This is a genomic window from Mycobacterium sp. (genome assembly GCF_965277065.1).
Classification (GTDB): Bacteria; Actinomycetota; Actinomycetes; order Mycobacteriales; family Mycobacteriaceae; genus Mycobacterium.
This window is the reverse complement of record NZ_CBDIBT010000018.1, coordinates 1150743-1164750: the sequence shown is the minus strand read 5'-3', so window position 1 is coordinate 1164750 and position 14008 is coordinate 1150743. Positions and strand designations below refer to the sequence as shown.

The 14008-nt window shown below is 66.5% G+C and carries 13 protein-coding genes and 1 pseudogene; 3 read left to right on the top strand and 11 right to left on the bottom strand.

The features are described 5' to 3' along the window. Positions 1-18: 18 nt before the first annotated feature. The 3 genes from ACQY5A_RS16985 to ACQY5A_RS16975 all read right to left on the bottom strand — a co-directional run bounded on the left by ACQY5A_RS16985 (position 19) and on the right by ACQY5A_RS16975 (position 1464). Positions 19-504 (bottom strand): molybdate ABC transporter substrate-binding protein, encoded by a 486-nt coding sequence (locus ACQY5A_RS16985; protein ID WP_428341460.1) that lies wholly within the window; start codon positions 502-504, stop codon positions 19-21. Positions 505-745: 241 nt separating this feature from the next. Continuing rightward, positions 746-868 carry a hypothetical protein gene (locus tag ACQY5A_RS16980; protein ID WP_428341459.1) on the bottom strand — a complete coding sequence of 41 codons (123 nt, stop codon included), beginning with the start codon at positions 866-868 and terminating at the stop codon, positions 746-748. After that, a complete protein-coding gene (locus tag ACQY5A_RS16975; protein ID WP_428341458.1) occupies positions 865-1464 on the bottom strand; it encodes a nuclear transport factor 2 family protein in 600 nt (199 codons plus the stop codon). Before ACQY5A_RS16975 ends, ACQY5A_RS16980 begins: the two co-directional genes overlap by 4 nt. Positions 1465-1563: 99 nt before the next feature. On the opposite strand from ACQY5A_RS16975, the pseudogene ACQY5A_RS16970 reads away from it, so the two are divergent. Further along, positions 1564-1924, top strand: a pseudogene (locus tag ACQY5A_RS16970) (molybdopterin-dependent oxidoreductase); the annotation flags it as partial. Positions 1925-2060: 136 nt separating this feature from the next. On the opposite strand, the gene ACQY5A_RS16965 reads toward ACQY5A_RS16970, so the two are convergent. Continuing rightward, positions 2061-4103, bottom strand: a complete 2043-nt coding sequence (locus tag ACQY5A_RS16965; RefSeq protein ID WP_428341549.1) for an NAD(+) synthase — start codon at positions 4101-4103, stop codon at positions 2061-2063. Between the two features lie 69 nt (positions 4104-4172). Here ACQY5A_RS16965 and ACQY5A_RS16960 point away from each other — a divergent pair, with 69 nt between their 5' ends. Then, complete coding sequence (locus ACQY5A_RS16960) at positions 4173-5021, top strand: Sir2 family NAD-dependent protein deacetylase (protein WP_428341457.1); 849 nt, start codon at positions 4173-4175, stop codon at positions 5019-5021. A gap of 41 nt (positions 5022-5062) precedes the next feature. On the opposite strand, the gene ACQY5A_RS16955 is transcribed toward ACQY5A_RS16960, so the two are convergent. After that, on the bottom strand, positions 5063-6322 hold the full coding sequence (locus ACQY5A_RS16955; RefSeq protein WP_428341456.1) for a cytochrome P450: 1260 nt from the start codon (positions 6320-6322) through the stop codon (positions 5063-5065). A gap of 92 nt (positions 6323-6414) precedes the next feature. Here ACQY5A_RS16955 and ACQY5A_RS16950 point away from each other — a divergent pair, with 92 nt between their 5' ends. After that, complete coding sequence (locus ACQY5A_RS16950) at positions 6415-7053, top strand: TetR/AcrR family transcriptional regulator (protein WP_428341455.1); 639 nt, start codon at positions 6415-6417, stop codon at positions 7051-7053. Here the strand turns inward: ACQY5A_RS16950 and proB are convergent. The 6 genes from proB to ndk all read right to left on the bottom strand — a co-directional run bounded on the left by proB (position 7050) and on the right by ndk (position 13989). Then, positions 7050-8159 (bottom strand): glutamate 5-kinase, encoded by a 1110-nt coding sequence (proB, locus tag ACQY5A_RS16945; protein ID WP_428341454.1) that lies wholly within the window; start codon positions 8157-8159, stop codon positions 7050-7052. The genes ACQY5A_RS16950 and proB overlap by 4 nt on opposite strands. After that, positions 8152-9597: a GTPase ObgE gene (gene obgE / locus ACQY5A_RS16940; protein ID WP_428341453.1), complete on the bottom strand. Its 1446-nt coding sequence runs from the start codon at positions 9595-9597 to the stop codon at positions 8152-8154. Before obgE ends, proB begins: the two co-directional genes overlap by 8 nt. Before the next feature lie 58 nt (positions 9598-9655). Then, positions 9656-9931, bottom strand: a complete 276-nt coding sequence (gene rpmA / locus ACQY5A_RS16935; protein WP_428341452.1) for a 50S ribosomal protein L27 — start codon at positions 9929-9931, stop codon at positions 9656-9658. Between the two features lie 12 nt (positions 9932-9943). Beyond that, complete coding sequence (rplU, locus tag ACQY5A_RS16930) at positions 9944-10255, bottom strand: 50S ribosomal protein L21 (RefSeq protein ID WP_428341451.1); 312 nt, start codon at positions 10253-10255, stop codon at positions 9944-9946. A gap of 169 nt (positions 10256-10424) precedes the next feature. Next, positions 10425-13268 carry an Rne/Rng family ribonuclease gene (locus ACQY5A_RS16925; protein ID WP_428341450.1) on the bottom strand — a complete coding sequence of 948 codons (2844 nt, stop codon included), beginning with the start codon at positions 13266-13268 and terminating at the stop codon, positions 10425-10427. Between the two features lie 298 nt (positions 13269-13566). After that, on the bottom strand, positions 13567-13989 hold the full coding sequence (gene ndk / locus ACQY5A_RS16920; RefSeq protein ID WP_428341449.1) for a nucleoside-diphosphate kinase: 423 nt from the start codon (positions 13987-13989) through the stop codon (positions 13567-13569). Positions 13990-14008 lie beyond the last annotated feature (19 nt).

The window sequence follows — 14008 nt, the reverse complement described above, 5'->3', positions numbered from 1 at the left end:
CGTGAACGGGACTCTCATTCAGGGCGCAGCGGTCGACGGTTTCATACCAGCGGCTCGCAGCACGCCACGCTGCTGTGGCGAAGCCAAGAAGGCGATGAGTTCGCGTGCGCCTCTGCGTGTCGGATGCCCGCCGCCGAGTGCCACTCCCACCGTTAGGTGCTGCTGCAGGCTCTCCGGCAGCAATCCCGCCACCTCGACGCCGTCGACGACGACCAGTTCGGACAGCTGCTCGACAACGATTCGGGCCTCTCCGCGCGCGACTGCGAAGCCGGGCAGCTCATCAGCCACGGTTCGCACCCTCGGCCAAACCTGTTCTCTAAAACCTAATTTCGGGAGCAACTCCGTTCGGAAATAGATTCCGCTCGAGCTTTCCGACACGACGATCGTGTCCGCACTTATCAGCGCGCACGTTAAGGTCTCGGCGGAGCTGATGTCGGGTGTGGGTGCGCCGCGCTGAACTCGAGGAAAAGACCCGCGAGATGCTCTCCGTGGCCCATTACACATTCACGCAGGAGGATGCACGATCATCGAGGAGTGCTTTCGGCTGATGGACGGAAATGAGTTTTTCGACCTGCGTCCGCCGAGCCTTCCAACCGACAAAGCAGGACTCCAGGCGCGCCGAATCCTCAAGAATCTCATCGCGTCTCAGCCACCGCCCGCCTACCAGACACGCTCGGTGCCTACTGACTCACGGGGGCGTTCCCGCCAGGCCGGCCGCCCAGAGGATTCAACTCGTGCGCAATCTTCAGGGCATCGCCGCGGCGTGCGAGAACTTCTTGCCGGGAAGTAACTGACTGCCTCCCTTGCCAGCGGAGGCAAAGAACGCGGTCATTTCCTGGAGCTCGGACAGCGGGCCGATGACGCTCACGGGCGTTGTTTGGCGGCGAGCCACTGTGCGCTAGCGGTACGGATGCGCTGCTCCAAGTCGCTGCCGCGGGTGGCGAATACACGATCCACCCTGAATCCACTTTCGACAAGTAGGTACGCCAGCGCGAAGTACTCGCGGGGAAAGCCCCGCGCGGCAGCGGTGTCGATGTCGATCCGACCGTAGGGGAAAGTAAACGACGAAAAGTCATACACGGAGTCGCGCTGGGCGATGCGCCAGATACCGTCACGGCGCTGCACCCGGTCGAGGAACCGGTTGTGCGTGGTGGTTCCGAGATCGAGGTCGGTGTTCTCGCCGATGATCATCGCGTTGGTTTCGACCAGCGCACGATCACCGGCGAAGGTGATCACCGGCTCGCCGATGAAATGCTTAGTCCGCAGGGCGGATTGGTCCATGCTCCGCGAGCCTTCGATGAAGTCGCGGGCTAGACCGGAAAACCAGGTGATCTCGATGGTCGCATCGGGGTGGAACAAGCCGGCCAGCTCGTCCCAGTTGTCGTTATCCCGATGAATCCAACCAGCCATCAGCATCCTGATGGCCTCGATGTCGGATAACCGAGCCGCGCTAACGTCACCCATAAGACGATCCTTCCCGCAAAAGTGTCCCGATCGGCTGAGGCTATCCCCGCGCGGGGACTGTGACCGCCACCGCGTGTTGCGTCTGAATCGGTTCCGTCGTTGGCGATGGCCGCCCTCGAAGCAATGCCGCAGCACACCGCCGAACTGCCGATCGCCTGCGTCGAAGGATGGTCGACCACCCAAACATGGAGTGGAGTCCGTCTGCGCGATCTGGCCGCACTGGCCGGCGACACCCAGCCCTCGCCGAACCACCGTGCGCTCACTGGAGCGGGCCGGCGCGTTCAATCAAACCGTCCTGCAAGCCAATCAGGTGGATAATCCCGTCTCGCTGCTGGCCCTTCGGGTCAACGGCGTGGACATGTCTGTCGATCACGGCTATCCCGCGCGCGTCGTCGTGCCCGCGCTGGCGGGTGTGCACAACACCAAATGGGAGCGGTCCATCGAATTCGGACACCCCTGATATGCGGACACTGATCGCCTTTCTTCGGGCGGTGGTTGCTGCTCGTCGGCGCCCTCTACGGTCTCAGCACACTGGCCTATGCCGCCCGACTCGGCAGCGTCGCGCGCCGCGGAGACGGGCACGATGATCCGAGGACCTAATCCTCGGGGATCTCGCGTTCGATCGCATCGAGCCAGGCGCGCGCCGACATGTCCGACGGGGCACGCCAGTCGCCGCGCGGCGACAGCGCGCCACCGTGGGACACCTTGGGCCCGTTGGGCATTGCCGATCGTTTGAACTGGCTGAACGAATAGAACCGTTGCACGAAGACCTGCAGCCAGTGCCGAATCTCTTTGAGCGTGTACGCCGGACGCTTGTTCTCCGGAAAACCGGGCGGCCAGTTGCCATTCTCCGCATCGCTCCACGCGTGCCAGGCCAGAAACGCGATCTTGGCCGGCCGGAACCCGTAGCGCAGCACCTGGTACAGCGAGAAATCCTGTAGCGCATACGGTCCGACGTTGGCTTCGCTGCTCTGCAGCGCATCGTTCTCGCCGGCGGGTACCAGTTCGGGGGTGATCTCGGTGTCGAGCACCGACCGCAGCACCCCACCGACCTCGGGCGGGAACTGGTCGGAGGAGATCACCCAGCGGATCAAGTGCTGAATCAGTGTCTTGGGCACACCGGAGTTGACGTTGTAGTGCGACATCTGGTCGCCGACACCGTACGTCGACCAACCCAGGCCCAACTCGGACAGATCGCCGGTGCCCAGCACGATGCCACCGTGCTGATTGGCCAGCCGGAACAAGTAATCGGTGCGCAGCCCGGCCTGGACGTTCTCGAACGTGACGTCGTAGACCTTTTCGCCGCGCGAGAACGGGTGGTCCATCTCCGTGAGCATCAGCGACGCGGTCTCGGTGATGTCGATCTCGGCGAAGGTGACACCGAGCGCGCGGCACAGTTCCACCGCGTTGCGCTTGGTGTGCTCACCGGTCGCGAAGCCGGGCAGAGTGAAGGCCAGGATGTCGCTGCGCGGCCGGTCTTCTCGGTCCATCGCCCGCGCGGCGACGATCAGCGCGTGCGTCGAGTCGAGCCCGCCGGAAACCCCGATGATCACCTTGGGAAAGTTCAGGGCGCGTAACCGCTGTTCGAGCCCGGCGACCTGAATGCTGTACGCCTCGTAGCAGTCGTGCTGCAGACGATTCGCGTCGGCGGGCACGAACGGAAACCGCTCGACGCCGCGGAGCAGCCCGATGTCACCGGCCGGCGGTTCCAGTCGAAACTCGATCCGCCGCAGCGCTTCCGCCGACGCGCGGTGGTGGCGCCGGTTGTCGTCGAAGGTGCCCATCCGCAACCGCTCGGCGCGGAGCAGCTCGAGGTCGACGTCGGCGACGCTGCGGCGCTCCCCTTTGGGGAAGCGCTCGGACTGCGCGAGCAACCGACCGTTCTCCCAGATCATGGTTTGGCCGTCCCACGCCAGGTCGGTGGTCGACTCGCCTTCTCCGGCAGCGGCATACACGTAGGCGGCCAGGCAGCGCTGCGACGCCGAGCGGGCCAGCAGCGAGCGGTCGTCGGCGCGGCCGATCGTGATCGGGCTGCCGGACAGGTTGGCCAGCACCGTCGCACCGGCCAGCGCCGCTTCGGCGCTCGGCGGGATCGGGACGAACATGTCCTCGCAGATCTCGACGTGTAGCACGAAGCCGGCCATGTCGGAAGCTTCGAACAACAGATCCGGACCGAACGGCGCCTCGATCCCGGCGACCCGGATGGTGCCGCGCTCGTCGTCACCGGGCGCGACCTGGCGGCGCTCGTAGAACTCGCGGTAGGTGGGCAGATACGACTTGGGTGCCACGCCCAGGACGGCGCCGCGATGAATGACCACGGCGGTGTTGTAGATGCGATGCCGGTGCCGCAGCGGGGCGCCGACCACCAGTATCGGCAGCAGTTCAGCCGATGCGGCGACGACGTTGCGCACCGCGTCCTCGACCGCGTCCAGCAACACGTCCTGCAGCAGGATGTCCTCGATGGAGTAGCCGGACAGCGTCAGCTCCGGGAAAACCGCCAGCGCCACACCCTCGTCGTGGCACTGCCGAGCCAGCCGCAGCACCGACGCGGCATTGGCTTCGGGGTCGCCGATCGCAGCGTGATGCGTGCATGCGGCAACCCGGGCAAACCCCTGGTTGTAGACGTTGTAGAAGTCCATCGTCCCTCTATTGTCGCCCGGCAAGTGCAAATAAGTGCCCATCGGGTCTGAATCCGTACCCTCGATGTGGTGACGGCTGTGCGTGCGGAGGCTCCGGAGCTGGTCGCTGCCCTGACCGGTCGCCGGGTCGCCGTGCTGACCGGAGCGGGTATGTCGACCGACTCCGGCATCCCCGACTATCGCGGACCCGACTCACCGCCGAGCAATCCCATGACGATTCGTCAGTTCACCTCCGACCCGGTGTTCCGCCAGCGGTACTGGGCCCGCAACCACGTCGGGTGGCGGCACATGGACGACACCCGGCCCAACGCCGGGCACCGCGCGCTGGCCGAACTCGAGCACCTCGGCATCGTCGGCGGCGTCATCACCCAGAACGTCGATCTGCTGCACACCAAGGCGGGCAGCAGCAACGTGATCAACCTGCACGGCACCTACGCGCAGGTGGTCTGCCTGAGCTGCGGGTGGGTGTCGAGCCGCGCGGCACTGGCCGAGGAGCTGGACGCGCTGAACCCGGGCTTCACCGAACGGGTGGAGGCCGTCGGCGGGTTGGCGGTGGCACCGGACGCGGACGCGATCGTCGACGACACCGCGTCGTTTCGCTACCTCGATTGCCCCACCTGCGGTGGCATGCTCAAACCCGACATCGTGTACTTCGGCGAGAGCGTCGCGAAAGACGTTGTCCGGCAGGCATTTTCACTGGTCAAGGATGCTGCGGCGCTACTGGTCGCCGGTTCGTCGTTGACGGTGTTCTCCGGTTATCGCTTCGTCCGGCACGCCGCCAGCCTAGGTATGCCGATCGCCATCATCAATCGCGGCCCGACCCGCGGCGACGAGTTGGCCGGTGTCAAGGTCGACGGCGGCTGCTCGGAGCTGCTGACGCTGCTGGCCGAGGAGCTCTACCCCGCCGTGGTCCGCTAGAACGCGCAGTCAGAACAACGCCGACTGGGTAGCTCGTAGGACTAAAACGTGCAGGGCATGCTGCGGATGCCGTGGATGAAGTTGCCCGCCACAAACGCCGGGTCGCCGGCCTGGATATCGGGCAGCTGGTGCAGTAGCTCACCGAAGATTGCCCGCAGCTGCGCCCTGGCCAGGTTCGCACCCAGGCAGAAGTGCACGCCGCCGCCACCGAAGCCGACGTGCGGGTTCGGGTTGCGGCTCAGGTCGAGGCGCTCGGGGTGGGTGAACACGTCGGTGTCGAAGTTGCCCGACGAGTAGAACATCACGACCTTCTCGCCGGCGCGGATGGCTTGGCCGCCGATCTCGACATCCTTTGCGGCCGTGCGGCGGAACGTCATCACCGGGCTGGCCCACCGGATGAACTCCTCGACCGCTCCGCCAATGCGGTTGTCGAAGTCTTCCAGCAGCCAGTCACGTTGGTCTCCGAAGTCGGTGAGAGCCCTCAGCGCATGACTGGTGGTCTGGCGGGTGGTGTCGTTTCCGGCCACGGTCAGCAATACGAAGAACGCGGCGACGTCAGCGTCGGCCAACGTGTCGCCGTCCACCTCGGCGGTCACCAGGCTGGTGAACAGGTCGTCGCCGGGCTGCTCGCGGCGCTCCGCGGCCAGCATTCCAGCCACCTGATGCACATAGGTCTGCGCCTCGACCAACACCTCGAGCGGGTGGCGGCCATTGAGGTACTCCGGGTCGCCCGACGAGACCATGGCGTCGGCCGAATGGGCGAGCTGTTGGCGCTCCGACTCGGGGATGCCCACCATGTCCGACAGCGTGCGAATGGGCAGCTCCTTCGCGCAGAGGTCAACGAAATCAGCCCCGCTGCCTGCGGCTTTGAGCTCCTCCACGATGGTCTTCGCGTTCGCCTTGATCGAATCTTCGATTCGCCGGACCTGCCGCGGGGTAAAGGCGGCGCTGACGAGTTTGCGCAGGAACGTGTGCCGTGGCGGGTCCATCGCCAGGAATGATTGCGACGCTTCGAGAAGCTCTTCCGGGAAGTTTTCGAACATGACGCCCTTGCCGGACCGGAACGCGTCGTTGTCGCGGCTGATCGCGACGATGTCGTCGCGGCGGGTGACCGCCCAGTAGCCGGGGTCATCGGGGTCCGGCAGCATGGCGTCTTCGACCGGCGGATGCCAACTGACCGGGCGGGCGGCCCGAAGCTCGGCAAATGATTGCTCCCGCTCCTGAGCGGTGGTTGACCAGAACGCGCGGGACGACAGGTCGATGGGGTCGTAGGCGCGAGGTGCTGCGGTCGTCGCTGTCATCGGATCCTCCATTGGCTATGACACCGGTCACAGGAACATTGACGACCCTAAAACTAGACAGCGTGTCTAGTCAAGGTGTCATACTGTCGACCATGCCGTCGGTCACCCGTAAGCCGCAAGCCAAGCGGCAGGAGCGACGTGAGCAGATCGAACGTCGACTGCTGGATGCCACCGAGCGGCTGATGCGCGACGGTGCGAGCTTCACCGAACTCAGCGTCGACCGACTCGCTACTGAGGCTGGGATGTCGCGGGCCAACTTCTACATCTATTTCGAGGACAAAGGCGACTTGCTGCGGCGCTTGGCCGGCCAGGTGTTCGGCGATCTCGCCGACAGCGCCGAGCTCTGGTGGGAGGTGGCGTGGCGGCACGACCCCGACGATGTCCGAGCCGCGATGGGCGGCATCATCGCCAGCTACCGGCGACATCAACCCGTCCTGGTCGCGCTCAACGAGATGGCCGGGTATGACCCGCTGGTGGCGGCGACCTACCGCGAGCTGCTCACCGGAATCTCCAGCCGACTCACGCAGGTCATCGAGGACGGCCAGGCCGACGGCTCGATTCGCCGAGAACTGCCCGCTGCTACCACGGCCAGCGCGCTCAGCTGGATGGTCGAACGGGCCTGTCAGCAGAACCTGCCGAACAGGCCGCCCGCATACGATGCCGAACTGACCACAACGTTGACCGAAATCGCTTGGGGTGCTTTGTATCTCACACCGATACCCAAGGGCTAGACGGCAACCAGGTCGTCGGCGTGGACGGCGGGCCGGCGTAGCTCCGCGGGCAGGTCCGACGTCGACCGGCCGATCATGGTGGCCAGTTCGGCGGCGTCGTAGGCGACCACCCCGCGAGCAACCAGAACCGCGTCGGGCCCGTTCAGATCGACGACGTCGCCGCCGTGAAAGCGGCCGTCCAGCGCGGTAATTCCTGCGGGCAGCAGCGAACGCCGTTGACCCAGAACAGCATTCACGGCGCCATGGTCCAGGGTCAATACTCCGGCGGCCTCGGCGGCGTAGCGCACCCAGAACCGGCGCGCTGACATGCGGTTGGGTCGCGGGGCGAAGACGGTACCCACCGAGGCGTCCGCCAGCGCCGCTTCGGCGTTGGCGGCCGCGGCCAGCAGCACCGGAACGCCGGCGTCGGCGGCCAGCAGCGCCGCAGACAGTTTCGATGCCATGCCGCCGGTACCCAGGTGGCTGCCCTGCCCGGCGATCACGCCGTCCAGGTCGTCCGACCCGGAAACCTCTGCGATGAAATGTGATTCGTCGGACCTGCGCGGGTCGGCGTCGTACAGGCCGTCGATGTCGCTGAGCAGGATCAGCGCATCGGCGCCGACCAAATGCGCCACCAGCGCGGAGAGCCGATCGTTGTCGCCGAACCGGATCTCGTTGGTGGCCACCGTGTCGTTCTCGTTGACGATCGCCACCGCGTGCAGTGCCCGCAGCCGGTCGAGTGTGCGTTGAGCGTTGTTGTGCTGCACCCGCATCGAGACGTCGTGCGCGGTCAGCAGTACCTGACCGACACTGCGCTGGTAGCGGGCGAACGCGGCGCTCCAGGCGTTGACCAACGCCACCTGACCGACACTGGCCGCGGCCTGCTTGGTGGCCAGGTCGGTGGGCCGTTTGCTCAGCCCCAGCGGCTCGATGCCCGCGGCGATGGCGCCCGAGGACACGATGACGACGTCGGAACCGGCCTTCATCCGCGCCTCGATGGCGTCGACGAGCCCAGCCAGCCGACTGGCATCGAACATGCCGGTCGGGGTGGTCAGTGCGGTGGTGCCGACCTTGACGACGACGCTGCGTGCAGTCCGAACAGCCTCGCGCGCAACACTATTACTCATCGTCGCTGGCGCCGCGGCGTTGCTTGCGTGCCGCCTTGCGTTCCTCGGCGCGGACCCGGTCGTCGGTGTCCAGGCGCGGGTCGGTACCTCGTCTGGTCAATAGGGTGTCCAGACCGGACGGCGTCTGTGGCTCCCAATCGAACGTGACGTCGCCGATGGTGACCGCGCAGCCCGGACGGGCGCCTAACTTCATCAGCTCGTCCTCGACCCCGAGTCGGGCCAGACGGTCGCCGAGATAGCCGACCGCTTCGTCGTTGTCGAAGCTGGTCTGAGCGATCCAGCGCTCGGGCCGCCGGCCGCGGACCACGAACCCGCCCTCCCCGTCGGACGCCACCGTGAAGCCGGACTCGTCGACGGGCACCGGACGAATCACCGGTCGTCGCGGCACCAGCACCGGCTGCGCGGCCTGGTACTCCTTGACCATGTTGGCCAGCCCGAAGATCAACGGCTGCAGCCCCTCTCGGGCAACCGCCGACACCGTGAACACCGGCCACCCGCGTTCGGCGATCTCGTCGCGGACGAAATCGGCCATCTCGCGGGCTTCCGGCACATCGATCTTGTTGAGCACCACCGCGCGTGGGCGTTCCACCAGATCGCCCAGCGTCGAATCCCCTTGCAGGGTAGGGGTGTAGGCAGCCAGCTCGGCCTCGAGCGCGTCGATGTCGGAGATCGGGTCGCGACCCGGTTCGGCGGTCGCGCAGTCCACCACGTGTACCAGCACCGCGCACCGCTCGATGTGGCGCAGGAAGTCCAGACCCAGACCGCGGCCTTGCGAGGCACCCGGGATCAGGCCCGGCACGTCGGCGACCGTGAAGGTGCGCTCCCCTGCGGACACCACCCCGAGATTGGGGGCCAGCGTGGTGAATGGGTAGTCGGCGATTTTCGGCTTGGCCGCTGAGATAGTCGACACCAGTGAGGATTTGCCGGCTGACGGGAATCCGATCAGCCCGATGTCGGCGACCGTCTTGAGTTCCAGGGTGAAGTCGCGTTCTTCGCCTTTTTCGCCCAGCAGCGCGAATCCGGGGGCTTTCCGGGCGCGGGATGCCAGCGCTGCGTTGCCCAACCCGCCGCGACCGCCGGCGGCGGCTTCGAAGCGGCTGCCGGCGCCGACCAGATCGGCAAGCATGCGGCCGTTCTCGTCGACCACGATGGTGCCGTCGGGCACCTTGATCTCCAGATCGGGAGCGGCAGCGCCGGCGCGGTTACCGCCCATGCCCTGCTTGCCCGACGCCGCAGCCACGTGCGGGTGGAAGTGAAAGTCGAGCAGGGTGTGCACTTGCGGGTCGACGACCAGCACAATGCTGCCGCCGTGGCCACCATTGCCACCGTCGGGTCCGCCGAGTGGCTTGAATTTCTCGCGGTGGACAGAGGCACAGCCGTTACCACCGGAGCCGGCGCGCGCGTGGATCACGACGCGATCGACAAACCGAGGAGCCATCGGAATTCCTCTAACTCATCGAGCGTGAAGCTAGCGCGCCCTCACACTCGACGAGTGGTCACTTGGTCGCAGGAAGATCGGCCGCGGCCGAGACGATATTGACCGTCTTGCGGCCATGCTTGACGCCGAAGAAGACGGCGCCCGCCGCCTTGGCGAACAGCGTGTCGTCGCCGCCACGGCCGACGTTGACGCCGGGATGGAAGTGCGTGCCGCGCTGGCGCACGATGATCTCGCCGGCCTTGACGACTTGGCCACCGAATCGCTTCACGCCCAGCCGCTGCGAGTTTGAATCGCGACCGTTTCGTGAGCTGGATGCGCCCTTTTTGTGTGCCATGCCTGACGCCTCCTACTTGATTCCGGTGACCTTCAGGACCGTCAGCTGCTGACGGTGACCCTGACGCTTGTGGTAGCCGGTCTTGTTCTTGAACTTGTGGATGCGGATCTTCGGGCCCTTGGTGTGCTCGAGCACCTCACCGGTGACCGCGACCTTGGCCAGTGCGGCTGCCTCGGAGGTGACGTCGGCGCCGTCGACGACCAGGGCGACCGGAAGCGACACCTGGGCGCCCGGCTCGGAGTCGAGCTTCTCGACCTTGACGACGTCACCGACGGCAACTTTGTACTGCTTACCGCCGGTCTTGACGATTGCGTAGGTCGCCATGGTTACGTCTACCTCTTCTTCTGAATCTCGCGGGCGCCACCCAGCATGAGCGTGCGCGGGCTGATTGGGGGTGTCTGCCAGCTACTGGCAGGCCAGCGGGCCTGGCGACAACTGGTCAAGGGTACGTGACCAGCGGCTACAGGGTCAAACCGGCCTGTCGGTCCGCCGATCAGTCCTCGTGGGCGGGTGGACCGGCGGGGCGGGCGGCGGACCGTCGCCTGCGGGGCCGTCCGTCGGCGGCAGAAACGGCGGCAACGTGCGACTCCTGCGCCCGATCGGAGTCCTCGTCGTCGTCATCGTCGTCGTCGAGATCGTCCTCGTCGTCGTCGTCATCGTCGTCGTCGTCGTCGTCGAGATCGTCCTCGTCATCGAGGTCGTCATCGTCGTCGTCGAGGTCGACCTGTTCGGTGTCGTCCTCGTCGGAGTCGTCATCCGAATCATCGTCGTCACTGTCGTCGAAGTCGTCGTCCTCGAGGTCTTCTTCCGCCGCCTCCTTGGCAGCCAGCTTCTGCAGCTGCTCATCGGCTTCGGCGTTGCCCTCGTGCTGATCGGCGGGCACGTTGTCGGTGTCGTCGCCGTGCGTCACCTCGCCGTCCTCGTCATGGCCACCGTTGGCAGCGGCCATGGCTTTGAACATCGGATGCTCGCCGGGCGCATGCACCGGCACGCTCGCGACGGCGGGCTCTTCGGTCTTGCCCTTCTTGGCCCGTCGACCGCGGCGGCTGCCGGTCTCCGACTTGCGGCCGGTCGACGGGGCCGAGTCGACCGGATCGCCGTGCAGCATGATCCCGCGGCCGCTGCAGTGCGGACACGTCGTCGAGAAGGCTTCGATCAGGCCGGTACCCAGCTTCTTGCGGGTCAGCTGCACCAGACCCAGCGAGGTCACCTCCGACACCTGGTGGCGGGTGCGGTCGCGGGCCAACGCCTCGGTCAGCCGTCGCAACACCAGGTCGCGGTTGGACTCGAGGACCATGTCGATGAAGTCGATGACGATGATGCCGCCGATGTCGCGCAGCCGCAGCTGACGCACGGTCTCTTCGGCCGCCTCGAGGTTGTTCTTGGTGACGGTCTGCTCGAGGTTGCCGCCCGAGCCGGTGAACTTGCCGGTGTTGACGTCGACGATGGTCATCGCCTCGGTCCGGTCGATGACCAACGTGCCACCAGAGGGCAGCCAGACCTTGCGGTCCATCGCTTTGGCCAGTTGCTCGTCGATGCGGTGCACCGCGAAGACATCCGGGCCGTCGTCCGCGGCCGGCTGATATTGGTTCAGCTTCGAGACAAGTTCGGGCGCAACCGAATTCACGTACTCGTTGATGGTGGTCCAGGCGTCCTCGCCGGAAACGATCAGCTGCTTGAAGTCCTCGTTGAACAAGTCGCGGATGACCTTGACCAGAACGTCGGGCTCTTCGTAGAGCGCGACGGCGGCACCGGCCGCTTTCTTCTTGGTCTGCTCGGCCAGCTCGGCGATCTCATTCCACCGCTCCTGCAGCCGGTTGACGTCTCCGCGGATGTCGTCTTCTTTGACGCCTTCGGACGCGGTGCGGATGATCACGCCGGCGTCGGCCGGTACGACCTCGCGGAGGATCTCCTTGAGCCGCTGGCGTTCGGTGTCGGGAAGTTTGCGGCTGATGCCGGTCGACGAGGCCCCGGGCACGTACACCAGGTAGCGGCCGGCCAGCGACACCTGCGTGGTCAGCCGGGCGCCCTTGTGGCCGACGGGGTCCTTGCTGACCTGCACGACGACGTAGTCACCGGGCTTGAGCGCCTGCTCGATCTTGCGGTTGGAACCGCCGAGGCCGGCGGCCTCCCAGTTCACCTCGCCGGCGTAGAGCACGCCGTTGCGGCCGCGGCCGATGTCGACGAACGCCGCCTCCATCGACGGCAGCACGTTCTGCACGATGCCTAGGTAGATGTTGCCGACCAGGGAGGCCGAGGCAGCGCTGGTGACGAAGTGCTCCACGACGATGCCGTCTTCGAGTACGGCGATCTGGGTGTAGCGGCTGCCCTGCTGCGGCGGTTCGGTGCGCATCTTGTCGCGGACCACCATCACCCGCTCGACCGCCTCGCGGCGGGCCAGGAATTCGGCTTCGGTCAGGACCGGCGGGCGCCGGCGGCCGGCGTCACGGCCGTCGCGGCGACGCTGTCGTTTGGCCTCGAGCCTTGTCGAGCCGTCGATGCCCTGGATCTCGTTGTTGCCGGAGTCGGGTTTGCTCTTGGCCCGGGGTGCGCGCTCGTGCACCACGGTGTTCGGCGGGTCGTCCGGCGACGAATTGTCGTCAGAGTCGTCACCGGAACCGGACTTGCGGCGACGGCGGCGACGGCGGCGCTTGGTGGCACCATCGCCGGAACCGTTGTCGTCGTCGGAGCCATCGGAGTCGTCCGTGTCGTCCGCGGAGTCGTCGTCCGAATCGTCATCGGAGTCTGGTTTGCTGCCGTCGCCGGAGCCGTTGTCGGAGCCGTTCTGCTCGCCGCGGCCGCGGCCCCGTCCGCGACGTCCGCGGCGGCGACGGCGATTGGCCGGCCGGTCGGACTGGTCGTCGTCCGCGTCTCCGTCGCCGTCGAAGTCGTCGTCATCGTCGTCGTCGGACTCGGCGACGTCGGGTTCGGCCTCGTCGGACTTGGCGGGTTTCTCCAGGACCTCGACCCGCTTGACGGGCTGGGGTGCCACGAACAGCGGCATGTATTCGGGACGGTCGGCCGGCGGGGTCTCCAGCATCAGCCGCGATTCGGGTTCCTCGGCGTCGCTGGTCGCACCCGCTTTGGCCGCGGTGGCCGACGCGGCGACGGCCGCCGGAGCGTTGGCGAGCAGGTCGCGAACCCGGACGGCGTCGACGCGTTCCACCGTCGAGTGGGCACTGCGGACCCGGCCGTCGAGCTCGGTCAGCGCGTCGAGCACCTGCCGGCTGGTCGTTCCCAGCGCCCGCGCCAGGGAATGGACCCTCAGGCGCTCTGGCAGGTCTTCTGGCTGCGACGACTCGTCCGGGACTTCTGAGAATGGGCCACCGTTTGTCACGTATTCTCCTCAAGCCCTCGGGCGCGTCCTTTCGACGCGGCCACGCGAGGGCTTCGCTATGTACCCGGGTCACTTCCTCCCGGGCTTGTGATGGTCTTGCCCCGAGCAGTTCGGGTCGAACACACTCGGTGCCGGTCTGAATGATGGCTGGACAGCCGCGCCGCGATTCGCGGTGGTCGCGCTTGTCGAAGTCTTCATTCGGGCGCCTGTCGACGTTCCTAAGCCGGTCCGGCAACGTTCACCCGACTATCAGTGTCCCATACCGGGCTACCGGGTCGGACCAGGTGCGGCCGACCCGTTATCCAGCGTGGGCGAACCAGAGCGCGATCTCGCGCTCCGCGGACTCCGACGAATCGGAGCCGTGCACCAGGTTGAACTGCGTTTCGAGGCCGAAATCGCCGCGGATGGTGCCTGGCAGCGCCTTCTCCACCGGGTCGGTTCCGCCCGCGAGTTGCCGGATGGCCGCGATCGCCCGCGGGCCCTCGATAATCGCCGCTACCAGCGGGGATGATGTGATGAACTCGACCAGGGAGCCGAAAAAGGGTTTGCCGTCGTGCTCGGCGTAGTGCTTGCGGGCCAGCTCCTCGCTGACGGTCCGCAACTCCAGCGCCGCAATGGTCAGGCCCTTGCGCTCGACGCGGCCGAGGATTTCGCCCAGCAGGCGCCGCTCGACCCCATCGGGCTTGATCAACAGCAGGGTCTGCTCATTACCGCTCGTCACGGCGCACAGCGTACTGGAT